24 protein-coding genes are annotated in these 25,493 nt (G+C 61.5%); 8 read left to right on the forward strand and 16 right to left on the reverse strand.

Features of this window, described 5'->3' with window-relative positions; translation table 11 throughout:
- The first annotated feature begins 18 nt into the window (after window positions 1-18).
- A complete protein-coding gene (locus AC1D08_RS12540; protein WP_477226649.1) occupies window positions 19-291 on the forward strand; it encodes a hypothetical protein in 273 nt (90 codons plus the stop codon).
- On the opposite strand, the gene AC1D08_RS12545 is transcribed toward AC1D08_RS12540, so the two are convergent.
- The 3 genes from AC1D08_RS12545 to AC1D08_RS12555 form a co-directional block, all read right to left on the reverse strand.
- Window positions 292-3,375: an ATP-binding protein gene (locus AC1D08_RS12545; protein ID WP_477423210.1), complete on the reverse strand. Its 3,084-nt coding sequence runs from the start codon at window positions 3,373-3,375 to the stop codon at window positions 292-294.
- Window positions 3,376-3,472: 97 nt separating this feature from the next.
- On the reverse strand, window positions 3,473-5,437 hold the full coding sequence (locus AC1D08_RS12550) for a hypothetical protein (RefSeq protein ID WP_457153843.1): 1,965 nt from the start codon (window positions 5,435-5,437) through the stop codon (window positions 3,473-3,475).
- Window positions 5,438-5,485: 48 nt separating this feature from the next.
- A complete protein-coding gene (locus tag AC1D08_RS12555) occupies window positions 5,486-6,109 on the reverse strand; it encodes a nuclear transport factor 2 family protein (protein ID WP_457153842.1) in 624 nt (207 codons plus the stop codon).
- A 276-nt stretch (window positions 6,110-6,385) separates the two neighbouring features.
- Between AC1D08_RS12555 and AC1D08_RS12560 the strand changes: the two genes are divergently transcribed.
- Window positions 6,386-7,450 (forward strand): M35 family metallo-endopeptidase, encoded by a 1,065-nt coding sequence (locus AC1D08_RS12560; protein ID WP_477423212.1) that lies wholly within the window; start codon window positions 6,386-6,388, stop codon window positions 7,448-7,450.
- Window positions 7,451-7,658: 208 nt separating this feature from the next.
- Here the strand turns inward: AC1D08_RS12560 and AC1D08_RS12565 are convergent, their stop codons facing one another.
- Window positions 7,659-7,940: a hypothetical protein gene (locus tag AC1D08_RS12565; RefSeq protein ID WP_245331352.1), complete on the reverse strand. Its 282-nt coding sequence runs from the start codon at window positions 7,938-7,940 to the stop codon at window positions 7,659-7,661.
- A 546-nt stretch (window positions 7,941-8,486) separates the two neighbouring features.
- Here AC1D08_RS12565 and AC1D08_RS12570 point away from each other — a divergent pair.
- Window positions 8,487-8,774 (forward strand): hypothetical protein, encoded by a 288-nt coding sequence (locus AC1D08_RS12570; protein ID WP_095091117.1) that lies wholly within the window; start codon window positions 8,487-8,489, stop codon window positions 8,772-8,774.
- Between the two features lie 93 nt (window positions 8,775-8,867).
- Here the strand turns inward: AC1D08_RS12570 and AC1D08_RS12575 are convergent, their stop codons facing one another.
- Genes AC1D08_RS12575 through AC1D08_RS12590 form a run of 4 tightly spaced genes read right to left on the reverse strand, consistent with a single transcriptional unit; the run spans window position 8,868 to window position 12,716 of the window.
- Window positions 8,868-9,113: a MoaD/ThiS family protein gene (locus tag AC1D08_RS12575; RefSeq protein ID WP_095091116.1), complete on the reverse strand. Its 246-nt coding sequence runs from the start codon at window positions 9,111-9,113 to the stop codon at window positions 8,868-8,870.
- Complete coding sequence (locus tag AC1D08_RS12580; protein WP_457154205.1) at window positions 9,113-11,377, reverse strand: xanthine dehydrogenase family protein molybdopterin-binding subunit; 2,265 nt, start codon at window positions 11,375-11,377, stop codon at window positions 9,113-9,115. The genes AC1D08_RS12575 and AC1D08_RS12580 overlap by 1 nt, the downstream gene beginning before the upstream one ends.
- 2 nt (window positions 11,378-11,379) lie before the next feature.
- The gene (locus tag AC1D08_RS12585; protein ID WP_095091114.1) at window positions 11,380-11,856 is read right to left on the reverse strand and encodes a (2Fe-2S)-binding protein; all 477 of its coding nucleotides are present in this window, start codon (window positions 11,854-11,856) and stop codon (window positions 11,380-11,382) included.
- Window positions 11,856-12,716, reverse strand: a complete 861-nt coding sequence (locus AC1D08_RS12590) for an FAD binding domain-containing protein (protein WP_457154204.1) — start codon at window positions 12,714-12,716, stop codon at window positions 11,856-11,858. Before AC1D08_RS12590 ends, AC1D08_RS12585 begins: the two co-directional genes overlap by 1 nt.
- A 261-nt stretch (window positions 12,717-12,977) precedes the next feature.
- Between AC1D08_RS12590 and AC1D08_RS12595 the strand changes: the two genes are divergently transcribed.
- On the forward strand, window positions 12,978-13,421 hold the full coding sequence (locus AC1D08_RS12595) for an SRPBCC family protein (RefSeq protein ID WP_457155191.1): 444 nt from the start codon (window positions 12,978-12,980) through the stop codon (window positions 13,419-13,421).
- 205 nt (window positions 13,422-13,626) lie between these two features.
- Here AC1D08_RS12595 and AC1D08_RS12600 read toward each other — a convergent pair whose 3' ends face one another.
- Entirely contained in the window at window positions 13,627-14,628 is a 1,002-nt protein-coding gene (locus AC1D08_RS12600) for an NADP-dependent oxidoreductase (protein WP_457155192.1), read from the reverse strand.
- Between the two features lie 67 nt (window positions 14,629-14,695).
- A complete protein-coding gene (locus AC1D08_RS12605; protein WP_477423213.1) occupies window positions 14,696-15,511 on the reverse strand; it encodes an oxidoreductase in 816 nt (271 codons plus the stop codon).
- A 103-nt stretch (window positions 15,512-15,614) separates the two neighbouring features.
- Between AC1D08_RS12605 and AC1D08_RS12610 the strand changes: the two genes are divergently transcribed.
- Window positions 15,615-16,181 carry a TetR/AcrR family transcriptional regulator gene (locus AC1D08_RS12610; RefSeq protein WP_477226642.1) on the forward strand — a complete coding sequence of 189 codons (567 nt, stop codon included), beginning with the start codon at window positions 15,615-15,617 and terminating at the stop codon, window positions 16,179-16,181.
- Here AC1D08_RS12610 and AC1D08_RS12615 read toward each other — a convergent pair.
- Window positions 16,178-16,950, reverse strand: a protein-coding gene (locus AC1D08_RS12615; RefSeq protein ID WP_477423349.1) for an IS5 family transposase whose coding sequence is annotated in 2 segments (ribosomal slippage) — window positions 16,178-16,632 and window positions 16,632-16,950 — 774 coding nt in all. Because the reading frame shifts where the segments join, the coding sequence is not laid out codon by codon here. The genes AC1D08_RS12610 and AC1D08_RS12615 overlap by 4 nt on opposite strands.
- Here AC1D08_RS12615 and AC1D08_RS12620 point away from each other — a divergent pair.
- On the forward strand, window positions 16,943-17,524 hold the full coding sequence (locus AC1D08_RS12620) for a hypothetical protein (RefSeq protein ID WP_457153184.1): 582 nt from the start codon (window positions 16,943-16,945) through the stop codon (window positions 17,522-17,524). The genes AC1D08_RS12615 and AC1D08_RS12620 overlap by 8 nt on opposite strands.
- 151 nt (window positions 17,525-17,675) lie before the next feature.
- Here AC1D08_RS12620 and AC1D08_RS12625 read toward each other — a convergent pair whose 3' ends face one another.
- Window positions 17,676-17,813 carry a hypothetical protein gene (locus AC1D08_RS12625; RefSeq protein WP_477226641.1) on the reverse strand — a complete coding sequence of 46 codons (138 nt, stop codon included), beginning with the start codon at window positions 17,811-17,813 and terminating at the stop codon, window positions 17,676-17,678.
- Between the two features lie 342 nt (window positions 17,814-18,155).
- A complete protein-coding gene (locus AC1D08_RS12630; protein ID WP_477423215.1) occupies window positions 18,156-18,431 on the reverse strand; it encodes a hypothetical protein in 276 nt (91 codons plus the stop codon).
- A 209-nt stretch (window positions 18,432-18,640) separates the two neighbouring features.
- Here AC1D08_RS12630 and AC1D08_RS12635 point away from each other — a divergent pair, with 209 nt between their 5' ends.
- Entirely contained in the window at window positions 18,641-20,662 is a 2,022-nt protein-coding gene (locus AC1D08_RS12635; RefSeq protein ID WP_457153186.1) for an amidase, read from the forward strand.
- A 172-nt stretch (window positions 20,663-20,834) separates the two neighbouring features.
- Here the strand turns inward: AC1D08_RS12635 and AC1D08_RS12640 are convergent, their stop codons facing one another.
- From AC1D08_RS12640 to AC1D08_RS12650, 3 genes are all read right to left on the reverse strand, one after another.
- Complete coding sequence (locus AC1D08_RS12640; protein ID WP_477344647.1) at window positions 20,835-22,268, reverse strand: aldehyde dehydrogenase family protein; 1,434 nt, start codon at window positions 22,266-22,268, stop codon at window positions 20,835-20,837.
- Window positions 22,269-22,355: 87 nt separating this feature from the next.
- A complete protein-coding gene (locus tag AC1D08_RS12645; RefSeq protein WP_477423217.1) occupies window positions 22,356-23,000 on the reverse strand; it encodes a ThuA domain-containing protein in 645 nt (214 codons plus the stop codon).
- Window positions 23,001-23,038: 38 nt separating this feature from the next.
- Window positions 23,039-24,061: an LLM class flavin-dependent oxidoreductase gene (locus AC1D08_RS12650; RefSeq protein WP_457153188.1), complete on the reverse strand. Its 1,023-nt coding sequence runs from the start codon at window positions 24,059-24,061 to the stop codon at window positions 23,039-23,041.
- A gap of 214 nt (window positions 24,062-24,275) precedes the next feature.
- On the opposite strand from AC1D08_RS12650, the gene AC1D08_RS12655 reads away from it, so the two are divergent.
- Window positions 24,276-25,481 carry an ROK family transcriptional regulator gene (locus AC1D08_RS12655; protein WP_477226637.1) on the forward strand — a complete coding sequence of 402 codons (1,206 nt, stop codon included), beginning with the start codon at window positions 24,276-24,278 and terminating at the stop codon, window positions 25,479-25,481.
- Window positions 25,482-25,493: the final 12 nt, after the last annotated feature.

The raw sequence follows: 25,493 nt of genomic DNA on the forward strand, positions 1-25,493 counted from the left end.
TGAACGATTCATTAGCAAATGCTGATTAACATCATGGCCGCATTAACGGCCTGCAAAGAAATTAGATCAAATAGCCGACCATTCCTGCCGCCGCACAACGGCGCCGCCGGCACGGCGGTGGCGTCACCGGTGACATTAGCCTGCGGATTTGGTTCAAGCGCGCATTTCTCAATCGCGAGCCGTCGTATGCGGTCGAGGGCAGCTGTTCCGCTCTCGACCCATGATTACAATTTTCGCGACGAAAAGAAGCCTCTCGTCGAGATTGCCGGCACAGACGTGATGCACTGCTGATTACTCCACATCTTCTGCGGTGAACCAATCGTTGACCTCCCGCAATTCCGCACGGGCCTCTTCGAACCGACCCTGTGACCGCAACAGCTTCGCCAGACTGTTGGTCGCCTGCAACTCCCAACTCCTGGCGTTCTGCTGTCTGGCAAAGGCAATCGCCTCGCGGAAAGAAGCCTCCGCCGCTCTGTCTCCTGCTCCATTTGCAAGTTCGATCTCACCGCGAATGCGAAGCAACGCGGCTGTAAAGTAATGCTCGCCAATCTTTTCGGCTTCGCGCAGACCTTTCTCAACGGTCACTGCCGCTATACTGAATTGCCCGGAGTTCATGAAAGCTTTGGCGAGCAAGCCTAAATAACACGATTTGTCGACCTCCTCATCTTCAAGATCACTCTCGGTCAATGCCATCATATGGCTACCCACCAGACTGTCATCGAGGCTCGATGCAGCCAGGCCACCAAAAAAGCGCGCCACCCTTGCCCAGAGATTGAAACCGTTTTCCTGCGCCAGCGGCAGGAGTTCATCCGCCAGTCGAGCGATCGAACTGCTCTCCTCGCGGAAGGCGAACAACACGCACCCGTTTCCCAGGCAGGCGGCCAGACGATAGGCGGACTGCTGCCGAACGGTCGCCTCCGCCTCGAGGTAGAGTTTCAGCGCTTGGCTGCGATATCCCAGAATATGCAAGGTCCAGGAAAGGTAGATCATGGCCATGCTCGGAAAGTCGCTGCCGACCTTGTCTGCGCTGTCCTTGTGGCTGAGAGCGCGCTCAAGATATTGCCGGGCCGCCACCAACTCGCCCTGTGAGAACAGACTCATCCCCTTGAACTGCAGACCTATGACGAGCGCGTTTAGGTAACCGCCCTCCTCGCCGACCCGAATTAACTCATCACTGGCCGCGAGGGCCTTACCGAACTGACCTGAGTTGAAATGGGTGCCGAAAAGCCCGTCGAGCGCCCTGATCGTCGATTCCGGCTCGCCAAGCTTCCCGCTCAGTTCTATGGCCCGCTGATATGCGGCACTGCCCTCGCCCGTCACGTAGCCTAGCGCAGCGTAGAGCACGTCGCCCAGTTCCAGTTCGAAGCGAAGCAGCCTGCGGCTACGATCGTCGGATTCGGGCAAGAGTTTCGCGGCTTCAAGCCCCTTCCTGAAGGTACGCACCGCGTCGACTTTTGCCCAAGTCTTGGCCGCCTTCAGCCCTGCCAGCAGCCAGTAGTCAGCGGCGCGGTCGAACAGACCTGCGTCTGCGAAATGCTCAGCGAGCACTTCGGGATAGGCAAAAGCCGCGTTGTGGTCGCGCAGTTCGATACATTCGGCAATCAATCGGTGAATCTGCTGCGCGCGCTCGTGCAGCATCGTGCCTCTGGCGGCCTGCTGCAGGAGCACGTGGGTGAACGAAAAGCCCGCGCCGGCTGTCCCCCGTTCGGCGACGATCAGCCCCGTGCGCACCAGGTCGCCAACCGCGGCGCGCAACTCCGCTTCGGGCCAATCGCAGATCTCGCGCAATATGTCGAAATCGAATACGCGGCCGATCGCCGCTGCGATCTGCGCAATTTCCTTGGCGGGCCCCAGCCTGTCGAGGCGGGCAAGCAGCGAGAACTGCAGGGAGTTCGGAATGTTGGTCGTAGGTGACAGACGTTTCGGCTGCGATACGTCCAGCCGCAATCCTGTTTCGACCACGCTCCGCGTAAGCTCTTCGATATAGAGAGGGACGCCTTCACTGCGGTCGAGCACCACCGAAACATCAGCAGCGAGCGCATTCGGACTGATGTCATGGACAATCGCTTCGGCATCCTCGCGGCCGAGCGCTTCAAGACTGATGTGATGCACGTCCGGCCCGTCGACCCACGGAACGCTTGAGTGGTTCCTGCTCGACACAAGCAACAGCGCAGGAGTCGAAGCCAGGCTGGCGACGATCTTGTCGAGAAGGTCGCGCGAGGTCGCGTCGGCCCATTGTTCATCTTCGAACAAGATCAGGATCGGGGTAGCACGCGCCAGATAACTGACCAAATCGATGAACGCTTGCTCGGCAATGTTGCGCTGTCGTTCGGCGCTTATCCCTTCAAGCCTGTCCGGCATAGTCGTCGGTAGGCCGAGCAGGCTTGAGAAGATCGCCAGCGCGACGTCGCTGGACACAGAACCTATCGACAATCCGTTGCTGAGCTTTCGCAGCTTTTCTTCCGTCGAGTCACCGTCCTCGATCGTTGCGATCCTCTGCAACTCCGCGAGGAATGGATAAAGGGTGCTGTTCTCAAAGGTCGGAGAACATTGCATGGTCAGCTGCGGAAAGCTGCGCAGGCGCTGCTGGATCTCGTTGAGCAACCGGGATTTGCCGATTCCCGACTCCCCCGAGACCAACACCGCATTGCCGCGCCTGTCGCGCACGACGGTCTCCCAGCGCTCCATCAGCAGTCGCAATTCGGCATTGCGGCCGCACAGCTTGGTCATGCGCGCACGCTTTGCAAAGCGAGTCGGCACCATGCGCGCCCGTTGCACCTGCCAAACCTGGACTGGCTCGGCGAATCCCTTCAGCTCATGTTTGCCGAACGTGGTGAAATCAATCGCGCCGCTCGCGGCCTCGAAGGTCGCCGCGTCGACAAGGATCGTGTTCGGCTTGGTCAGGACCTGCAGCCGTGCCGCTAGATGCGCGACGTGGCCGAAGGCGACGGTGGACACGCCGCTCGGCGCGCCGACGAACTCCCCCACCACGACCTGGCCGCTCGCGATACCCACCCTCACTTGCAACGGATATCCCAGACTTGCCGAGATGGTGCCTACCGCATCGACGATCTCGAGTGCCGCGAGCACGGCGAACTCGCTGTCGTCCTCGCCAGCAATTGGATAACCGAAATAGGCCTGGACGGCGTCGCCGATATAGCTGGCCGTCACACCCTTGCGGCGGCGGATGACGCTGCTGCAGGTCTGCAGAAAGCTCTCGATCAGGCGTTGGAAGTCCTCGGGATCCAGGCGGTCGGCATATTCGGTTGACCCCACCATGTCGCAAAACAGAATGGTGAGATAACGCCGCTCTGCAACAGACTTCCCTGGGCTGCCGGGCAAAATCGGGCTAGCCAATGGAACCGGTGTGGTCACGGCTCTGGGACCCTCCTTGGTGCGGCGACCATGTAGCACCAGTCATGTTATCGCAAATACCGGCGCTCATCAGCCGCTTTCGATCGCGTCGAGCGGATCATCGCAGCTCGTCACACTGAACATCGGCGTAGATCAAGTGATCTGCCGCGCTAAATGCCGCTTCGCTCTGGTCGAAGCAGAACCGTTTGGGCACCAAGCGTATCAAGGTGCGTCGGTTGCACTCACCAGGCAGATCGACTTGGAAAGTGCGCGGCGACATCGACGGCGTCGGATCGCTCCACTTCGTGTGACCGGCAAACGAAACGTTCTCAACCAACAAGCTGGAACCGGCTGCGCTGACCGAACCGGAGATGGCCTCGGCGTTGGTACCCTTTGCCTGTTCGATGCTCGGATAGTCGCCACTTTGTGGCGGTTCCCCATTTGCCGGAATCGCGTCCGTCCTGACGGCCACATTGATCCTGATATCGTCGCGCTCCGGAACACCACCGTAGCTGTTGCGAAAGGTCCAGCTTGCACGAAGGACACGCGTCTTCGCCTCCTCTCCGGGCGGCCGAGGCAACAGCTGAAGCCTGGAATCGGCGAGCGAAGAGCCTTCATCCTCCGCCTCTGGCGCCGGGCAGCCAGTGTAGAGTGGGCGGTAGCCACATTCGGAGCCACCGGCTCCCCATAGACAGTCGCTCAGCTTCCGCCAGTCCTCTGAGCTCAGGCGAGGCGCGCGGGAGGACAGGTCATTGCCGGACCCCGGCAACATCCAGGGATGGATGCCACCGCTGCCGGCCGCCCAATCCGTCCGGTGTGCGGCGATCCCTGCGTAGATGATCTCTTCCTCGCGCAGCTCGAGCAATTGGACCCAGGTTGGCGACGTGACCGTCGGCTCATGCCCCACTGCGTCCGCGGCAAAACGGCGGCCCGTGATTTGTGTGGTAAGCGTGTGGCAGCTTGTGCAGTTGCCCGTTGGATCGTCGACCGTCCTGGCATGGCGAAGTTCATTGGGGTAGGTGCTGGTGTAGCCGGAGCCGACCACGCGGAACGGCGCGCCCGGCAACCGCGGCCGATGCGGTAGAAAATCTCCCAGGCTGAAGGCGGTCGATTTGGGATCGTCGGCTGAACGGAACCCTACCCTGCTCTGTGCAATGTGCGGATCAATCACATAGGGGCTTTTGTTGTCATGGCATGCATGGCACGAGATCTTGAACGTCGAATCATAGATTTTCTCCGCCGCAGTCCTTCCGACATTATCGGAATAGTTTCGCCCGCCTGGCGGAACGAAGGGCTTTGACCAGTCGAACACGCTCTGGTCCTTGCGGCCGTCGAAGAAGATGATTTCTCCGGATTTCCGATTGAATCCGATTGTGCCGAAGACAGAAAATCTCGGATCCGACCGCGTCCAGTAGGGATCGGCGCTGACCTCCTGGCTGATATTGGATTTTCTGCAGAGGAACAGCCATTCAACGTTGCCGCGCACGACCCTTACGACACGCGAGTTCAGCCCACAGTAGGTCGTGCTGCCAGTCAGCGAAGGCTTGTCGCATTTGGGCAATGTCGCCGTCCATTTCACCACCTCTCCGTTTTCGTTCCTGTGCTCGAACTCCAGCGGAGAACCTGGTTTTGTCGGATTGGGCTTGAGGTCGACGACATTGCCATCAACTTCCAGTGGGATGACCTTCATTTGTGGGCTGTCGCAATCGCCGTCGGGAATAGGACCGAACACCGCCCGCGCTTCATCGCCAGACCTGGTTATGACGTCGGTGCTCTTTGAGGCTGGCGCCCAAAAGATGTCAGGGTTCCATCGCGTAACGGCTTCGGCAAACGACTTCCCATCGAGTTCAGCCGGAGCGAAATCGACGCCGCGAGGTCGCAGCAGCTTGACAGCGGAACCGCGCGGCAATTGTGACACCGCGCAGCCGCTCGCCTTGCTGCAAACCACGTCGGCCTGATCGGAGCCTTGCCTCTCGCCGGCTCGCGGCGTCGATACAAAAGCTGCATGTCGAAGCCCGATCGTCCCGGACAGCAGGAGAAGCGCAATGCCGAGGACAGCAGCGATCAGCGCAACGGCACGCATTTCAGCCCACTGGAGCGTGCCAGTGAACCCATAGCCGATCTTTGGGCGTCATCGCTTCTTGGCTGCGACAGAGCCAGCAGCATAGTCGGCGTGGACAGTAAGCGATTGAAATCGCCAGATGTCGTCGTCGCCCTTTACAAAAGAGGCCCGGGCATCCGCCGAATAGTCAAGAACCGGTGCTGGAGAGTGGGAGTCCTGCAGAGTGACCAGGACTATCGATTTGGTATTCACTGTCTTACCATCAACCACATCGAACAAGGTGTTGGTCACGAGATGCCGGGTCTGGAGCTTATCGGTTTCCAGTTTCTTAACTATTATTTTCATCTGCTCAAGAAGATCGTCTGGCGACTCCGGACCAAGATCGAGTGTCAACTTGAGGATACTGCTGCTTGTACTGCAAATCTCATAGTAAGACGACTGCGGTTTCGCAAAGAGGGCGGTGAACGCGGCTGCATTTCTTTCGTCGATCGTCCAGGCATAGCGGGACAAAAGATCTTGAATTGCTTGACGATCTTCGGCCGGAGGATTCTCGAGATTCCAACCGGGAGTAGCTTCTGTTCCGCAGGAATCAGCTGAAGCAGTGCCGCTGAAAGCAAAACAGAACCCGAAAACCAGGGCAAAAAACCTCAAAATCGCGCAACTGGTTATTATGCCTTTCCGACGCTCGCTCATGACGGCCCCCTCTTATGGAGCTTGATGGAAAAGTACCCATTCATCTTATACCACCCCAAAGAAGGTGTCAGCCGAAATCGATGGCATACGTGGCCACGGACATGATTTCGTGTTCCTGTTTTTTTGAATTTGCGGTAAGTTGCAATGCCCGGCCTGCAGCAATTTCATTCCTAACTTGCAAGGTAGGCCGTGGGCGTTTCCGGTATGTTATCGCAAACTAAAAACTCACTTAGACGAAGCAATAGAGTCTAATCGTGGTTATATAGGAGCATAAAAATGCCGAGTATTGTTCGAAATATTGTATTGGCACTTTCATGTTTTTTTAGCGTTGTGCCTTTGGCGTTTGCGCAGCAGAATCAGGAAATTGAGATAGTTCTGCAATCGCGCCTGCCTTCTTATGGAAACGATACCCCCCTAATTATTGACTTTACTCTCACGAACCGATCAGGCAGCCCGATCAGGGTGCTCAAGTGGACCACGCCAATCAACGGCGTCTCCGGCGAAATATTTTCAGTGACGAGAGGGTCGCAGCCAGTTCAGTATATCGGCCGTTTGGTGAAGCGAGGAGAACCGACTGAGGCTGATTTTATCAATATTGAACCCGGACAATCGATTTCCGTGCCCGTCGATCTGTCATTGTACTACGCCATCTATGAAGCAGGGAACTATGTGGTTACCTACGATACAGAGGGAGTGGGTCTGCTGATTGGCCGTCCAGGTGCCCTGAGACGGGCAGCAGTTTTGAGCAACGCCGCCACGTTCAGGCTTCTGTCAGGTCGGATTCCTCCGGAACGGATACCGCTCTCGGCTCCCAAATTCGACCAGTGTGACAGCCCTCAACAGGATGATATTGGCGCTGCGCTGGCGGAAGCAAATAACATAGCCTCGGCTGCCCTGCAGGTTTTGCAGGCCACGCCCTCGGCCCAGCAACCGAATTCCCAACGATATCTGACATGGTTTGGGGCGCATACCGTAGGACTGTACGCAAAGGCCACTGGAAATTTCTCGAAGATTACGGATACTCTTGCAAACAAAGCAATATCGTTTGGATGCCACGGCAGCGACTGCGAATCGGGAGACTATGCATATGTGTACCGTAATCAACCTTACAGTATCTTTATTTGTCCCAAGTTCTGGCTAGCCGCTCTGAAAGGAACGGATTCAAGGTCTGGAACGATTATACATGAAATAAGTCACTTTTTCATCGTCGCATCAACAAACGACTATGTCTATGGTCAGGATGCCGCCAAGGTACTCGCGGCCGAAAACCCGCCTAGAGCCACATCAAACGCTGATAATCACGAATACTTTGCTGAGAATAGCCCGGAGCTTCCGATGTGAGGAACACCACACGCTACTGATCTAGGCCGTGAACCCATAAACCGGGAAATGATCGAGATTGGTGGATTTGTGGATTGTCGGCTATCGGCCCGCGGGTTGGACGAAAGCGATTTCGCCGCCACGCGTTGATGATCGGCGCGTGCTGAATGGAACTTACTGGGTTCTGCGCTCCGGCGCGCCGCGGCGCGACCTACCGCTCTGGTCTTGATCAATGCGCCACGCCGTCGGATGCGTGCAGGAGTCTCCAGGTCAAGCCGATGCGGCCGTCGAACTGGGATGCAAAATGTTCGGCGGCGACGCCTTCCAGGCCGTCATCGACAAGAGCTTCGATGCTTCGTCGCAGCAGCGCGAGTTGCATCTCGCGGGCGTGTGCAAGGTCTGCCTCTCTCATGATTTCCGTGACGTGGTAAGCGATAACGGGCTGGCCGAGGCAAGACATGAGCGCGCTCGCCTCCGACGTCACTGCCGTAACTGCATCTTCGATTTTCATTCTGGCGCTCCTCATCAAACAAGATGCTGGCGCCTCCCTATGAGACGACGGTGTTCCGTCGTTCCTTTTCAATTTCGACTGTCGCGAGTGGCAGGTGTGCGCGAAAGGAGAATTACCTCTTGTTTCAGTCTCCCTGAGTAGCCTCGCTACCCAGATCAGTATGCTGCAAAATTGAATTAAAGGCGACCGGATAGTTAATCGATGGTTAATGGCGGCGCTCGCATCTCAGGCGTTCGCGCATGAAACATCGGGCAGGTCCGCCTTGCGCCTCTTTTCGGACATTGAGACCAGCGTCGCTGTGCGCTCAGAAACGGACTCTCGCGATCCAGAACCGCAGCTGGATGGACCAGCAAGCGCGCCGACGAGCAGCCGAGCCGAGCAGCAGACGCGCTCGGCGGAAGAGTCTAACACCTGGGTCCCAAGCCAATTTCCGCCTGCTGCGCTCCACGTTATTGCAAGACGTTCAAATTTGAGCTTTCGCACTCATGCTTTGTCGAGAGTATCTCCTGTAGTCATTTAAACCTTCTGCGCCGTAAGGAGAACGCAATGACTCGCAATCACGTTGAACGTCTTGGAGAGTTCAGGGAAATCCTGGTCGCGACTCGACGCGAAGGAGTCCGTAACGTGCACCATACCCGCGACGCAATGCGGGCAAGTGGCTTTCAGATCGGGGACAGCGACGGCTCCAGCTACGGAGCCGAGTTGAAGGCGCTCCAAGAGGAAATTGAGGCAGTCGACCGCGCCATCGAAGACGAGAAGCGGTTGGCCTTGGCCCTCGAGAGCGCGGCTCAATCCCGCCGACCGACTAAACCGAGAATCGTGAAGGCAACATAGAGTCGGGTACGGCCCTCGGCGCCCGTCGCGTCGATCGCCTGCGGCATGGTGTCGGGCTCGTTGCTGAGCGACAGCAGCGAGACGCTTGTCCAATTATCCCCCTGCCAGCCTCGGCAGCAGGAAAATCTCCGAGCCCTTTGGCAATTCCTTCGACCAGGTGTCGCGATAGATCGTGCCGTCGATGGCGACGGCGATGCCGCGGTCGATCAAGGGCTCGATGCCGGGATACTGTTCAGCCAGTTTCCTGAACAGCTCCCTTATGTCCTTGGCCTCGATCTCGACCTTGTTCTTGCCTCCGGCGGCCGCGCCAAGCGATCCCCAGAGCGTCACTTCGACCATCAGCCTGCCCGTTCCGCTTCGATCGCCGCCAGGATGCGTGGCGGCGACATGGGAATATGCGCCATCCGCACGCCGGCTGCATTTGAGACCGCATTGGCGATCGCCGCCAGCGGCGGCACGATCGACGTCTCGCCGACGCCGCGCACCCCGTAGGGGTGGTTGGGGTTGGGGATCTCGAGGATCTGCGTGTCGATCATCGGCAGGTCCGAGCAGACCGGGATGCGGTAGTCGAGGAAGCCGGGGTTCTGCAGCCGCCCGTCCTTGCCGTAGATATACTCCTCGTTGAGCGCCCAGCCGATGCCTTGCGCGGCACCGCCCTGATACTGTCCCTCCACATAGGTCGGGTGCACCGCTTTGCCCGCATCCTGCACCACCGTGTAGCGCAACACTCTCGTGGCGCCGGTCTCGGGGTCGACCTCGATATCGCAGATATGGGTGGCGAAGGAGACGCCGGCACCGTCGGCGACGAGTTCGCTGTGGCCGGCGATTGGTCCGCCGGTCGTGCCCGACGCGGCGGCAATCTCCTTCAGCGACAGCTTGCCGAGATTGCCGTGCTTCTCGCCCTTGGCAACCGCGTGGCCCTGTTCCCAGACCACGTCGTCGACGGCAATGTCCCACATCTGCGCGGCGCGTTCGCGCAGGATCTTGATCGCGTTGCGGGCGGCCGAGATGGTCGCCATGGAGGACGAGAAGGTGCCCCGGCTGCCGTCGGTCATGTCGTTGTAGCCGAGGCTGGAGGTGTCGGCGACGATCGCCTTGACCTGCTCGTAGGCGATGCCGAGCTCCTCCGCCGCCACCAGCGACAGCGACGCGCGGGAACCACCCACATCGACCGTTCCGACGGCAAGCGAGACCGAGCCGTCCATGCCGATGTTGAGGTCGGTGCAGGTCTGGCCGCCGAAGTTGAACCAGAAGCCGCAGGCCATGCCCCTGCCCTGGTTCTTTCCGAGCGGCGCCTTCATGTGCGGATGGTTCTTCACCGCCTCCAGCGTCGGGCCGATGCCGATCGGGCCATAGACCGGGCCGTAGGACGACCTGGTGCCTTCCTGCGCGGCGTTCTTTATGCGGAAGTCGACCGGGTCCATGCCGATCTCTTTGGCCAGTTCGTCGACCGCGCTTTCCACCGCGAACGCCGCCATGGGTGCGGAGGGCGCGCGATAGGCCGCCGTCTTCGGCCGGTTGACCAACACTTCGTAGCCGACCGTCTTGACGTTCTCGAGCCTGTAGCAGGCGAACGCCGTCATGGCGCCGATCTCGGCCCAGGAGCCCGGATACGGACCACAGGAATAGCGCAGCGTCGCTTCGGCGGCGGTGATGGTGCCGTCCTTGCGGGCGCCGATCTTCACGTCGATCGAGGTGGCGCTGGTCGGGCCCGAGGCGCGGAACACCTCGTCGCGGGTCATCACCAGCTTGACCGGGCGCCCCGCCTTGCGCGACAGCGCCAGCGCCACCGGCTCGGCCCAGACATGGGTCTTGCCGCCGAAGCCGCCGCCGATCTCCGAGGAGGTGACGCGCAGCTTCGAGGCTTCCATGCCAAGCAGTTGGGCGCAGTGTTGGCGATAGACGAAATGCCCCTGCGTGCAGACCCAGAGGTCGGCGGTGCCGTCGGAACTGACGCTCGCCACGCAGGCATGCGGCTCGATATAGCCCTGATGCGTCTGCTCGGTCTTGAACGAGCGCTCGACGATGAAATCGGCGTGCCCGAAACCCTGATGGACATCGCCATGGCCAAACTGGCTGCGCTTGGTGACGTTGGACGGCTTTACCGGCTTTTCCTCGAGGCCCTCGGTGAAGATGGCGTCGTTGATGAGCGGCGCGGAGTGCTTCATCGCCTCGTCGACATCGGTAACATGCGGCAAAAGCTCATAGTCGACCTCGATCAGCTTCAGCGCCTGCCTCGCCGTGCGGGCGTCGACGGCTGCCACCGCGGCCACCGCATGGCCGTCATAGAGCGCCTTGGTGCGCGCCATGCAATTGTCGAGGATGTCGTACATGGCGGCATCGCCATCGGTGAGGTCTGGCAGGTCGGCCGCGGTGATCACCGCTTTCACGCCGGGGAGCTTCTCCGCCTTCGACGTGTCGATCTTCCTGATCGTGGCGTGGGCGTGGGGGCTTCTGAGGACGCGCCCGACCAACTGGCCGGCCATGTTGAAATCCGCGCCGTAGCGCGCGCGGCCCGTCACCTTGTCTACGCCGTCGGGGCGGATAGGACGTGTGCCGACGGAGGCGAAGTTGCGAGTGGAGTAACGCGGATCGAAATTCATCGTCATGCTCCCTTCATCACGTTTGCCGCGTCCTGAACGGCACGCACGATCTTGTCGTAGCCGGTGCAGCGGCAGAGGTTCCCGGCGAGGCCGAAGCGGATTTCCTCCTCGGTCGGATCGGGGTTCTTGGCCAGCAGGTCCTTGGCCGCGATCAGGAAGCCAGGCGTGCAGATGCCGCATTGAAGTGCTGCATGCTCCAGGAATTTCTGCTGCAGCGGGTGCAGGCTGTCGCCATGCGCCATGCCCTCGACGGTCTCGACGCGGCGGCCCTCGGCTTCCGCACCGAGCACCAGGCACGAACACACCAGCCGGTCATCGAGGATGATGCTGCAGGCGCCGCAGTCGCCGGTGCCGCAGCCTTCCTTGACGCCCGTCAGCCCCAGGCGATCGCGCAAGACGTCGAGCAGCGTCTCGTCCGGCTGGCAAAGGTACTCGACGCTGTCGCCGTTGATTGTGGTTGAGACTGCTACACCAGCCATCATTTGCCTCCTGCACGAGCATAGGCGGTCGTGGCGGCCCGCTTGGCCAGCACACCCGCAACTTTCCTTCTGAATTCGATGGTGCCCCGCTTGTCGTCGATGGGGCGGCAGGCGCCAAAGCAGACCTTGGCGAGCCTTTCAAGCGCGGCTTCGTCCAGCGTCCTGCCGATAATGGCCTCGGCCGCCTCTTCCACAAGCAGCACGGTGGGTGCCGCGGCGCCCAGCGCCACACGGGCCGCTGTGACGACGCCCCGTTCGTCGAGCGTCAGGTTCACGCCGGCGCTGACCACCGCAATATCCATCTCCGTACGGGGAATGAAGCGCAGATAGGCATCGCCCGAGCGCGCTGCGCGCTTGTCGAGCAGGATCGCCTCGATGATCTCGCCTTTAGCCAGCGACGTCTTGCCCGGCGCGGTCGGCACGCTCCCCACGGGAATCGTTCGCCTGCCCCCCGGGCCGACTACCGATGCCCTGGCGCCGGCCGCGACCAGCGCCGGCACGCTGTCTGCAGCCGGCGAGGCGTTGCAGAGATTGCCTGTTATCGTGCAGCGTCCCTGCACTTGCTTCGAGCCGATCAGCTTGGCCGCTTCGACGACGCCGGGCCATGCCTTCTTCAGGGCAGAGCTCTCGCCCAGGACGGCACAGGGAACAGCGGCACCGATGCTGAAGCCGTCGGCCGTTTCCCTGATTTCACTCAAAGCCTCAATCGCCTTGATGTCGACGATCAGGTCGGGTTCGACAAAGCCGCCCTTCATCCTCACCAGTAGGTCGCTGCCCCCGGCAAGAATGGCGGCCGTACCTGTCGACCCGGCCAGCAGGCCAACGGCATCTTCGATTGAAAGCGGACGTATGTAGCGCATCGTCTCCCCTTGGTCTTCGCGATCTCAGCGAACCGTTATAAACAGTCTCCTCATAATGGCTATCCGGTTCCGCATTTGCGTCGATTAGGCCAGGCGCCGCAAAATCGAGTCCCACATCAACCTGAACCGGGGTACGCCAGGTCGTGCGCAGCCGGACAGGCTTGCGGCCAGGCTCTCAAAAATCCGAGAGCGTGTGTCGGACTGGCCAAGTCTCGTTCGTCCTGGGAACATCGAACAGCCATCGTGAAAGGATAATAGGATATGCCCGGCACCGTACGTTTGCATCGCGTTCTGACGACCAGCCCGGAGAAGGTCTATCGCGCCTTCGTTGAAGCGGACGCGCTGGCGAAGTGGCTTCCGCCGAACGGCTTCACCTGCACTGTCCATCACTTCGAGGCAAAGGTCGGCGGCACGTTCAAGATGTCCTTCCGCAACTTCACGACCGGCAACAGCCATTCCTTCGGCGGCGAGTATCTCGAACTCGTTCCGGCCGAACGCCTGCGCTACACTGACAGGTTCGACGATCCCAACCTGCCCGGCGAGATCCAGGTGACCGTAATCTTGAAAAAAGTGTCGGTCGGCACCGAAGTTGACATCACCCAGGCAGGCATTCCGGACGTCATTCCGGTCGAGGCCTGCTATCTCGGCTGGCAGGAGTCGCTCAGGAACCTGGCAAGGCTCGTCGAACCCGAGATCAATCAATGATAGCAGTTCCAGGACAACTGCACAGCGCAATTGCGTAAGAAACAAATAGCTGCTGCGGTAGATGCGGCGGCCGGAGACCGGCCGTCGATCAACGTCAACGCCAGCTCTCCTCTCGTTCTTGTCTTCGGCGCTAATCCGCTCGAATGTCGCGCACGCCGTGTCCCAGGCGTTGGCCGAGCACCGGAACCGCAGGAACGATGTAGCGCTATCTCACCTTGATGACGACCTTGCCCTTCGCACGCCCGCTTTCGACGTAAGCCAGAGCCTCATTGGTCGCTTCGAATGGAAAGACCCGATCGACAACCGGGCGGATGGTTCCGGATTCGATGAGAGCGGTGATCTTGCCCAGCTGATCGCCCTGCGCCCACATGAAAAGGAACGAAAACGTCACCCCACGGCGCCTGGCCTTGGTCCGAATACCGCGACTCAACAGTCGCAGTATCAATCTCAGCATCAAGTTCAGTCCCTTTTCCCTGGCAAATTCGGGATCCGGTGGGCCGGAGATGGAGATGAGCTTCCCACCCGGTTTCAGCACATTCAGGGATTTTTCAAGCGTTTTGGCGTCCTGGCTGTTCAAGACGACGTCGTAGCCCGACAGGGCTTTCTCAAAATCGTCTTTCCTGTAATCGACGACGACATCGGCGCCGAGACCCCTGGCCAGATCGGCACTCGCCGCACCAGCGGTTGTGGCAATCGTCGCGCCGAGATGCTTCGCCAGCTGTATGGCGAATGTCCCCACGCCGCCGGAGCCAGCCTGAATGAAGACCTTTTGCCCCTTCTTCAAACCTGCCCTTTCGACAAGCACCTGCCAGGCGGTCAGACCGACCAGGGGGATCGAGGCCGCCTCTTCCATGCTGAGATTCTCGGGCTTCAAGGCCACGTCGGCTTCGTTGATGGCGATGATCTCGGCGAATGTCCCGATCCGGCCATCGCGCGGCCGCGCGTAGACCTCGTCGCCGGGTTTGAACTTGCGGACCTTTGATCCCACACGGTTCACCTTCCCGGCCACGTCGTGGCCCAGGATGAACGGAGGGCGATACGGCAGGATGGGTTTGAACTCCCCGGTTTTGATCTTGGAATCCAGGAGGTTCACCCCTGCGGCATGGATTTCGACCAGGACATCGTTGTCCGCGAGCTCCGGCTCGGGCATCTCGGCCAGCCGCAGAATGCCCTTCTTGTTATATTTATCGACGACGAATGCCTTCATGGCAGTGACTTTCTGAAAGGGATTTTGGTGTTTCTCATGGGCGTGAAATCTCTTGCCCCGCTGATGTTCAGACCGGCAGGCGGAACTGCTTGCGCAAGCTCTTGTCGAATATCGCCGCGGGCGCAAAACGGCGCAGGATGCTGACCTGCCGCGCAGCCCTGCCGGCGGTGTAGCGGCGTCGCGGGCGAGCATCGGTCGCGGCCCTGACGACCACCTCCGCCACCACTTCCGGCCGATCGGCCTTGGGCATCACATCGCGAAGCAGAGCGTCGACCCCGGCCCGGGCCAGATCGTATTCTTTCAACAAGGAATCCGGCTCAATCCCGTTCTGGTCGAAGACGGTGCGCACGAATGCCGGCTCGATGACCGAGACGCGAATATTGAAGGCACGAACCTCGTGATCGAGCGATTCCGAATAGCCTTCGAGCGCGTGCTTGGCCGCCGAATAGTGCGCGGCATACGGTGCTGGTACGAGGCCCAGCACCGAGCCGATGTTGATGATACGCCCTTGGCCGCGTCCCCGCATCGACGGCAACACCGCATTGGTCGCGCGCATGACGCCGAACAGGTTGACGTCGAACATCGACTGCACCTGTGCGACCGAGGATTCCTCCGCGCCGCCAAGCAGGCCGACACCGGCATTGTTGACCAGGAGATCGATCCGGCCGGTCTGTGAGAGCACAGTCGAAACGAGCGCAGCGACGGCCTCACCGTCGGTCACGTCGCAAACCAGCATGGTCACGCCGTCCGGGCCGTTGCTGGCTTTGCGGCGGCTCGTGCCGAAGACGGTGAACCCTGCCCGCACCAAGGCCTCGGCGGTGGCGCGGCCAATGCCCGAGGAGGCTCCCGTCACGACAGCGGTTTTTCCGGAATTCATATTCATTTCGTGCTCCAAACTCATGAGGGCTAGTTTTGTCGCGCCAGTTGAATTACACTCATAATATCAAATTATGGTCATAATGCAATAGTGGAAAGGGATCGCAGCCATGCGCTACGAAAAGGGCCGAAAGGACGCGTCACGGGGCCGGATCATGGAGGTCGCCGCCGACCGTTTTCGCGGTGACGGCATAGCGGCGTCCGGACTGGCAACCATCATGAGCGACGCCGGGCTGACCAACGGCGCCTTCTATCCGCACTTTCAGTCCAAGGCGGAGCTTGTCCGCGAAAGCGTGGCGGCGGCCATGGAGATCCAGTCGCAGCAACTGGCGGAAGCACTGGCCTCCGGTGGCCCGGAGATGGGCATAGAGGCATATCTGTCCGCCGAGCACCGGGACAATCCGGGAAAGGGCTGCGCGTCCGCCGCGCTGCTGCCGGAGCTCGCGCGTCAGCCACCTGAAACGCGCGAAGTCTATACCGACCACTTGCTGACCTTGGTGCGCCAGTTGGCTGCAGCACTGCCGCAGGCCAAGGACCCGGAAGGTACCGCACTGGGTGTCTTTGCAACGCTCATCGGTGCGCTGCAACTGGCCCGCGCGGTGGAAGGAACTGAATTGTCGGATCGTATTCTTGCGGCGGGGAAAGATGTGGCGCGGACGCTGATCCAACAGCGTTAGGACGTAGACTCATTATCGTGTAGCCAGATGCGGACTGAGACGAGTTTGAGGGCAGCGAGGTAGTTTTCCGCCAGTTCGTCGTATCGGGTTGCGATCCGGCGGAACTGCTTGGCCTTGTTGAAGAAGCGCTCGACGAGGTTGCGTGCCTTGTAGGGGAAGGCGCTGAAGCAGATCGGGTCCTTGCGGTTGGCCTTGGGAGGGATGTTGGCCCAAGCCCTTCGCTCGGTGACGGCATTGCGCAAGGCGTTGGCATCATAGCCCTTGTCGGCAAGTAGCATGGCCCCTTCCGGCAATTCCGTTATCAAGTCCGCTGCGGATGCGATGTCACTCATCTGACCTGCCGTGAGCATCAGCTTGATCGGCCTGCCTTTGGCATCGACAAGAGCATGGATTTTGGTTGTCAGCCCGCCTCGGGATCGACCGAGACAATGATTGCGATCCCCCTTTTTGCCGTCGCACCCTGTTGGTGGACGCGAACAATAGAGGTATCGATCATCTGCACCTTGCCGTCGTGGGCTTTGGTGACCGTACCCATCAGGCGGTCCCAGACACCGGCTTTGCGCCAGCGGTTGAAGCGATTGTAGATCGTGGTGGGCGGTCCATAGCGTGCCGGCGGGTCGGCCCAGCGCGCACCGGAGCGCAATACCCAGAAGATGCCATTGAGAACCCGCCGATCATCCACGCGCGGCACGCCTCGCAGCTTGTTGGGCAGATGCGGCTGGGTCGCGCGCCATTCGAAGTCGGTTAGGTCGTATCGGTTCTTGAGCAGTCTGAATCACAAACTGGCGCAACATGAAAGCCGCAGGCTTGACCGCACCGTGGAAGGCGGACATGAAAGGTCGATGACGAGCGAAGATATGCCCCAGTTGTTCTACCCAGGCATGCCGGAGCGCACGGAGCCTTGGACAGGTGACTACGAGATATTATGGAGCATCTACATACGCTGCAACAACAGGCAGAAGCTGCGCCGTGTTCACATCCCTGCACTAGAAGCGATCATTGGCCAGCCCCACGGTGGACGAGGTTGGGTCATCGAGAAAGAGAACGACAATCCGGGAGAATTGAGATTGATGGCCACCGAAATCCTGGCCGGCTCCTACTCTGATGCCATGCTCCTTTCGTTGCTCAGGAAGCTTTACGCGCTCAGGCCACACTGGCATCTCACCGCAAGGCTAAACGCTGAGCATCCTCGCGGCGTCTATATTATGGCCACCTATGCGGAGAAGGAACCCAGCAGCGCCGCCCCTGCCGTATCCAACATCATGGTTGAGTTGCAGCCGGACTTCTCATGCTTGATCGATGGCACCACATCGCATCGCAGCGGGAGCGGCAAAGCGTTTTGATGACCTCCTGTGGTGAGGCCGTTGGACGGACGCCTCTTACCATTCTCAGACGTCGATCGCTTATGGGTATACGGCCTAGGCGGTGCCCCAAGTCCGCTGCTGCCACGCCACACCTTGACGATCTCACCGAAGCTCGGCGCCTGGGGTTGCTCTAAACATCGAGAGTGACGATCATGCCGCGGACTTCGGCCATTTCCAGGAGCAGGTCCTGCAGGTTTTCGTCCAGCACGGCACCGGTCCGCGCCAAGAGCTCGGCAATGCACTCTCTCATCGATATTGACGGCGGCACCGGTTTTCTCGGAAAGCAGCCGCCCGATGGCCGTGCGGATCAGGTCATCCCGATCAGACATCGTGTCATCTCGCAATGCAGCCTCCCTCATGCTCCCCATGCCTCACCCGCGCTTTCAACGACAGGGCGTGGTTTCTCTTACGGTATGATTTTTTGACGCCACATCCGCGGCTGTGCTCACGCGGACGGCAGCAACGGCTCGTTGCCGGGCTGGATGGCTTCGACGGCGGTGGCGCACGGTGTGGGTTTGTATGCCGCAAGCCCAGAATGCGCTGTAGGGAAGCACAAAAAACGCCTTCAGATGACCTCCGGAATAGAGTTTCCAAACAGGCGCTGAGCGGCTTATTTGCCGCAATGATGATCGTTGATCTTGTTCAGCGCATTCGCGTCGGGCCCAACGCGGTCGTAGGAGCACGGTCCGGCCGCCGTGGTAACCAACAGCTGGTCATAATAACGCGGGCCGCCGAAAAGGAAGTTGATGAGGTTGTCATCGGCGGGGACGTAGCGTTCGGATTGGGCCTGCTGGTGGTGATGCCGATCGCCGGCGAACGCCGAACCAGAAAGGCCTGAGCCTATCGCGATAGCGAGAGCCAAGATCGCAAAGCATTTCGTGGTCATCGGCAACACCTCCTGGCTATCCTGAATCACACCATACATCCAAAATCGCCAGGCGGACAAAAGTTCCCAACGGCGCGGTTTCGCAAGCCAGGCCCGGACGCCGTGCCGCAGGAAGACCAAATGCCGCCGAAGACCCATCGCGATTGGCTCTTGCCGAAGCCCGCCGCCTCGCTCATCCATGGGATTGCAACGACAGCTTGGAACCAGTGATGACCGATGCCAGCCTTTGTCTAGTCGAAGCGACGATCGAGCAATTGCGCCGCGCGCTAGATGGCGGCGCTGTCACCAGCGTCGAACTGGTCGGGGCATATCTCAGGCGCATCGCGCATTTCGACCGCCACGGCATTACCCTCAACGCGGTCCCGGTGCTCAATCCAGCGATGTTCGAGGAGGCCGCCGCCTCCGACCAGCGCCGCCGCAACAGTGCCACGCTCGGACCGCTCGACGGCATCCCCTACACCGCCAAGGACAGCTACAAGGTCGCCGGTCTGACCGTGGCCGCCGGCTCGCCGGCCTTCGAGCATCTCATCGCCAACGAGGATGCTTTCACCATCGCCCGGCTGCGCGCCGGCGGCGCCGTGCTGATCGGCCTCACCAACATGCCGCCGATGGCCAATGGCGGCATGCAGCGCGGCGTCTATGGCCGCGCCGAAAGTCCCTACAATGCCGACTTCCTGACCGCCGCCTTCGCGTCGGGCTCGTCCAACGGCTCCGGCACGGCGACATCGGCCAGCTTCTGCGCCTTCGGGCTGGGCGAGGAAACCTGGTCGTCCGGTCGGGCGCCGGCCACCAACAACGCGCTGGTCGCCTACACGCCGTCGCGCGGCATCATTTCGGTGCGCGGCAACTGGCCGCTGGTGCCAACCATGGATGTCGTGGTGCCGCATACGCGCAGCCTGCCAGACATGCTCGAACTGCTCGAAATCATCGTTGCCGACGATCCCGAGACGCGAGGGGATTTCTGGCGCGCGCAGCCTTGGGTCAAGTTGCCGAAGAGCTCCGATGTGCGGCCGCGACGCTATACTGATCTGGCGCTTGCGGGGTCGCTGAAAGGCATGCGCCTCGGCGTGCCCAAAATGTATATCGGCCGCGACAGCGGGGCGGATCGGCCGATCGAGACCCGCGCCTCGGTGCTTGCGCTGTGGGAACAGGCGGCGGCGGATCTCACGCGGCTAGGCGCCGAGGTGATTGAGGTCGATTTTCCCGTCGTCTCCAACTATGAGCGCGACCGCCCCGGCGCGCGCACCATGGCCGAGCGCGGCCTGGTGCCAGAAGAATTCGCCAACCGCGAAATCTGGGATCTCTGCATCTGGGGCTGGGACGATTTTCTGCGCGCCAATGCCGACCCGGCACTGCCCGATCTCGTCTCGGTCGACGGCGCAAAGATCTTTCCACAGCCGCCGGGCACACTGCCCGACCGCTATGAGGGCGGCTTTGACTTGGCGGAGTACGTTGAGCGGGCGCGATCCGGTGTCACGCCCGCAGTGGACATTCCGACACTCGAGGACGGTCTGAAGGGACTAGAAACGACAAGGCGGATCGATTTCGAGGACTGGCTGGACCTCCACGGCATCGATGCCGTGGTGCTGCCCGCCGCCGCCGATGTCGGGTCGGCCGATGCCGATGTCAACGAGGCGTCGGCCGCGCTTGCCTGGCGCAATGGCACCTGGGTCGCCAACGGCAATCTGGTCTGGCGCCATTTCGGCATTCCGACCGTCACCGTACCGATGGGAACGATGGCCGACATCGGCATGCCGGTCGGCATCACTTTTGCCGGCAAGGCCTATGATGACGAAAAGCTGCTGCGCATGGCCGGCGATTTCGAGCGCTCCAGTCAGCGCCGCACCCGTCCTCCGCGCACGCCCGAATTGGCCGACGATGTCTTTGCAGGCCGTCCCGGCCAAGCCCTGAACAGCGAGGCGCCCCCGCTCGCCATCACGCTTGTCGCCGAGACGCGGGCTTCGGGTGATCAGGACGAGATTGTCATCACGCTCGACCTGCCTGGCGAAGCGACCGATACGGCCAGCATCCAGCTGCACGTCAACGGAGAGGCCGTCGCGCTGCAGAGAAGCGGCGCGCGCTTCAGCGGGAGTGCGCTAGTCCCGGCCGCCGAGCATCACCGCTTCCACAGCGTCTGGCGCGGCTCGTATGGCTCGATCGTGACAGCGGTGGTGCGGCTGGAGGATGGCCGCACCGCCGGCGCGTACGCGGTCACGGGCGGCATCGGGTGACTGCGGCCTTGCGGATCGCGCGGCGTCCAGAGACTGTTTCGAAACTCGCTCCTGCGAGTCATATGGTGGTGTTTTCGAGAACCGGAGCGGAACGTACATTTGAGTACGTGAGCACCGGAAGCGCAGAAAGCGCCGCCAGATGGCCGCAGGAGTAGAGTTTCCAAACGGTCTCTCAGTCCGTCCTGATCCAGACGCCCTTGGTATTGAGATATTCGTCGAGATGCTCGGCCCCGCCCTCGCGCCCGTAGCCGCTCATCTTGTAGCCGCCGAAGGGCACCGCCGGGTCGATTGCATGATAGGTGTTGACCCAGACCGAGCCGGCGCGCAGGCGGTTTGCCAGCTGGTGCGCCTTGCCGACGTCGCGGGTGAACACGCCGGCACCCAGCCCATAAGGCGTGTCGTTGCCGCGCCGAACCACCTCGTCCAGCGTGTCGAAGGGCAGCGCCGAGATGACCGGGCCGAAGATCTCTTCGCGGGCAATGCGCATGTCATCGGTAACGCCCGAGAACACACTGGGCGCCATGAAGTTGCCCGCACCGAGCCCGCCTTGCGTGATGCGGTTGCCGCCGGTGACCAGCCGGGCACCTTGCCTGGTGCCGTCCTCGATGTAGCCGGTGACGCGTTCGAGCTGCTTGGGCGAAATCAGCGGCCCGATCTCGGTTTCAGGGTCGGCCCCGTCGCCGATCCTGAGTTTTGCCGCATAGGCCGAGACCCGTTCGACAAATTCCTCGTAGATCGGCCGTTCGACGAACAGCCGCGACCCGGCGATGCAGATCTGGCCGGAATTGGCGAACACAGACATTGCCGCTACCGGCACGGCGCGCTCGAGATCGGCGTCGGCGCAGACGATGACCGGCGACTTGCCGCCAAGTTCCAGCGAGACGCGCTTCATGTTGCCGGCCGAGGCGCGCAGGATGCTCTGGCCGGTCACTGTGGAGCCGGTGAAGACGATCTTGTCGACGTCCATATGGGCGGCGAGCGGCGCGCCGGCTTCCGCGCCGGTGCCGGTGACAATGTTGACGACGCCGGGAGGCGCGCCGGCCTCCATCATCAGCGCGCCGATCAACAGCGGCGTCAGCGGCGCTTCCTCGGAAGGCTTCAGCACGATGGTGCAGCCGGCCGCCAGCGCTGGGCCGATCTTCCAGATCGACGCGGCTGTCGGCGCATTCCAGGGAATGATCGCGCCGACCACGCCGACCGGCTCCTTGCGCGTGTAGGAGACGATCTCGCCCGGCAGCGAATTGCCGATCGAGTGGCCATGGATCGACGTCGCCATGCCGGCGTAGAAGCGCAGCATGCCGAGCACGCGGTTCTTGTTGGCCAGCGTGCGCACGATGGGCATGCCCATGTCCGTCGTGTCGGAAAGCGCGATCTCCTCCCAGTGACGCTCCATCAGGTCGGCAATCCTGAGCAGCAGCAGCTGGCGCTCATAGGGCTTGAACCGGCTCCAGGGTCCGTCGAAGGCGCGCCGCGCCGCCGCCACCGCGAGGTCGATATCGCCTGAATCGGAGAGCGGCAGGGTCCCGATCACGGCGCCGGTGGCGGGATTGCGCGTCTCGAAAGTCCGGCCGCCGAGCGCGTCGCACCAGAGGCCATCGATCAGCATCTTGCGGTGCCGGCCATCGATCGGCGTGTGCAGCGGCAGGTCTTTAACCGATACCGTCAAGGTCCCGTCCTCCCTTCCGCATCCAACCTAGCGGGCGGCCCAGACAAGGCCGCGCTCGACAATCAAGGCCATTTCCGGCACCGCGAACTCGTCGGCATTGTGACCCAGCGCGCTGTAGAAGACCTTTCCAGCCCCATAGCGACGCTTCCAGACCACCGGCATGACGACGCCGCCTATTCCCGGAAAGTGCTGGTCGGTGAAGGTGGTTGTGGCGAGCACCTCGTTGCCCGGATCGACATGCATGTAATACTGCTCCGATCGGTAGGCGAAATCACGGACGCCGCTTGTGATCGGATCATCCGGCCTGGTGACGGCGACCGTATAGTCGATGATGTCGCCGGGATGCGCGACCCACTGGCCGCCGGTCATGAACTGATAATCGGCTTCGTTGCGGAAACTGTCGCACATCGTACCGTGAAATCCGCCAAGGCCACTGCCCTGGCGAACCGCGAGAACCAGATTCTGAAGTTCGGCCTTTTCGATCGTCGACATCGTGATCACGGGCACGATGAGATCGAATGCGCTGAGCTTCGGATCGGCGAACATCGCCGTGCCCTCGCCCAGCGTGACGTCGAATCCGTTGCGCTCGAGCAGACCGCGCACGACCTTCGCACTCTGTTCCGGCGTATGCCCTTGCCAACCTCCCCAGGCGATCAAGGCTTTCTTCGGCATGTTGTCCTCCCTGTAGCAGTCCGCCTGATCGATCGGTGTCAGCGCCAGCCCAGCGCCGGAGCGACATGGGTCAGGATCGCCTCGATGACATGGGCATTGTAGTCGACGCCGAGCTGGTTGGGCACGGTGAGCAGCAGGGTGTCGGCCTCGGCGATCGCCTCGTCCTTCGCCAATTCCTTGATGAGCACATCCGGTTCGGCGGCGTAGCTGCGCCCGAAGATCGCCTTGGTGTTCTCCTCGATGAAGCCGATCTGGTCGCTGCTCTGGTTGCCGCGCCCGAAATAGGCGCGGTCGCGATCGTCGACCAGCGCGAAGATGCTGCGGCTGACCGACACGCGCGGCTCGCGCTGATGGCCGGCCGCCTTCCATGCCTCGCGGTAGACCCGGATCTGCTCGGCCTGCTGGATGTGGAACGGCTTGCCACTCTCGTCGAATTTGAGCGTCGAACTCTGTAGGTTCATGCCCAGTTTCGCCGCCCATTCCGAAGTGGCGTTGGTGGCCGCACCCCACCAGATCCGCTCGCGCAAGCCTTCAGAATGCGGCTCGAGCCGCAGCAGGCCGGGCGGATTGGGGAACATCGGCCGTGGATTGGGCTGAGCGAACCCCTCGCCCCGCAGCGTATCGAGGAACACCTCGGCGTGATGCCGCGCCATGTCGGCGTCGCTCTGTCCCTCCGCCGGGGCGTAGCCGAAATAGCGCCAGCCGTCGATCACCTGCTCCGGCGAGCCGCGGCTGATGCCAAGCTGCAGGCGGCCGCCGGCGATGATGTCGGCAGCACCGGCGTCCTCGGCCATGTAGAGCGGATTTTCGTAGCGCATGTCGATGACCGCGGTGCCGATCTCGATGCGGCTGGTCTTCGCGCCGACGGCTGCCAGCAGCGGGAACGGCGAAGCGAGCTGACGAGCAAAATGATGGACACGGAAATAGGCGCCGTCCGCGCCCAGTTGCTCGGCGGCGACGGCTAGGTCGATGGACTGCAGCAGCGCGTCCGATGCCGACCGCGTCTGTGATTGCGATGAGGGCGTCCAGTGCCCGAATGACAGGAAACCGATTTTTTTCATGCCTTGCGATATATGGAAGTGGCGGATGGAATGCAAAGCCGTTGCTCGCCGATCTCGGCGTCGGCCGGCTGCGCTGATGGCATCAAATAATGCTGATCCGCGCGTGGCACGATGGCGCTGCCATTGCGAAACCCGCTAGAAGTGGTAGCTACCATTGCGTATAATTAAATCAACTTGATTTGTTTTCTGCGGAAGGTTCGTTGGTAACGCGCACATGCCCCCTAGAAAAGCCATCGCTGGCACCAATCTCGAACAGGCCAAGTCACACAATCGCCGCGTCGTGATCGAAGCGATCAGGACCAACGGTGCCTTGTCGCGGGCGGCAATCGCGCGCCTGACGGCACTGAGCACGCAGACAATCTCCAACATCGTCGAGGAACTCGAGCGGGAACAGCTGCTTCGCGCGCAAGCCACGCTGAAAGGCGCACGCGGCCAGCCGGCGGTCCCCTACTCCATCAATCCCGACGGCGGCTATTCGATCGGTTTGCAGCTCGACCACCAGCTGGCGGTCGGCGTCATCACCGATCTGTCAGGCACGGTTCGCGCCCGCATCGAGCGCCCGGTCGACCGGCCGGCGCCGGCGCAGGCGATGCCCTTGCTGGCCGCGATAGCCGGCGACCTGATGCGCAAGTTTCGTTTCGACCGCAGCCGCCTGCTTGGCATCGGCATGGCGATGCCGGGTCCGTTCGACGTCGAGGGCATGACCTCGGTCGGGCCGACCGCCCTGCCCGGCTGGCAGGATTTCCCCGTCGCCGAAGAGCTGCAGCGGCTGACCGGCATTCCAGTAACGGTCGAGAACGATGCCACCGCCGCCGCCATCGGCGAGCGGCTCTATGGCGTTGCCCGCAACCTCGGCAGCTTCGTCTATTTGTTCATCGGCACCGGCCTTGGCGCCGGCCTGTTCCTGGACGGCCATCTCTACAAGGGCAGCCGCCACAATGCCGGCGAGATCGGCCACATGATCGTCAAGCCCGGCGGCCTCGAATGCGGCTGCGGCAAGCGCGGCTGTCTCGAACGCTATGTCTCGTTGCGCGCCGCCTATGAGTGCCTGGAAATCCCCGACCCCGATCATGCCTCGCCGGAATTGCTCCAGGCATTGCTGGCCAATGGCGACAGTCTGGAAGCATGGGTCGTCCAGGCAATCGATCCGCTGCGCCAGGCGATCAACATGCTCGAACTCGCGCTCGATCCCGAAACCGTGGTCCTCGGCGGTTTCATGCCGGTCGGCGTCATCGAGCTCCTGGCCAGCCGGCTCGACCCCTTGTACCTCTCGGTCAGCTCGACCAGCGCCCGCACCGTGCCGCGTGTCCTTGTCGGCGCCGCCGGCAAGGACACTTCGGTTCTTGGTGCCGCCGCGCTGCCGATCTTTTCCGAGACCAACCCGCAGTTCGACGTCCTGCAAAAGCCGCACGCCGGCTAGGCGAACTGGAGG

The sequence above is a fragment of the Mesorhizobium sp. P2_E6 genome (assembly GCF_056403835.1).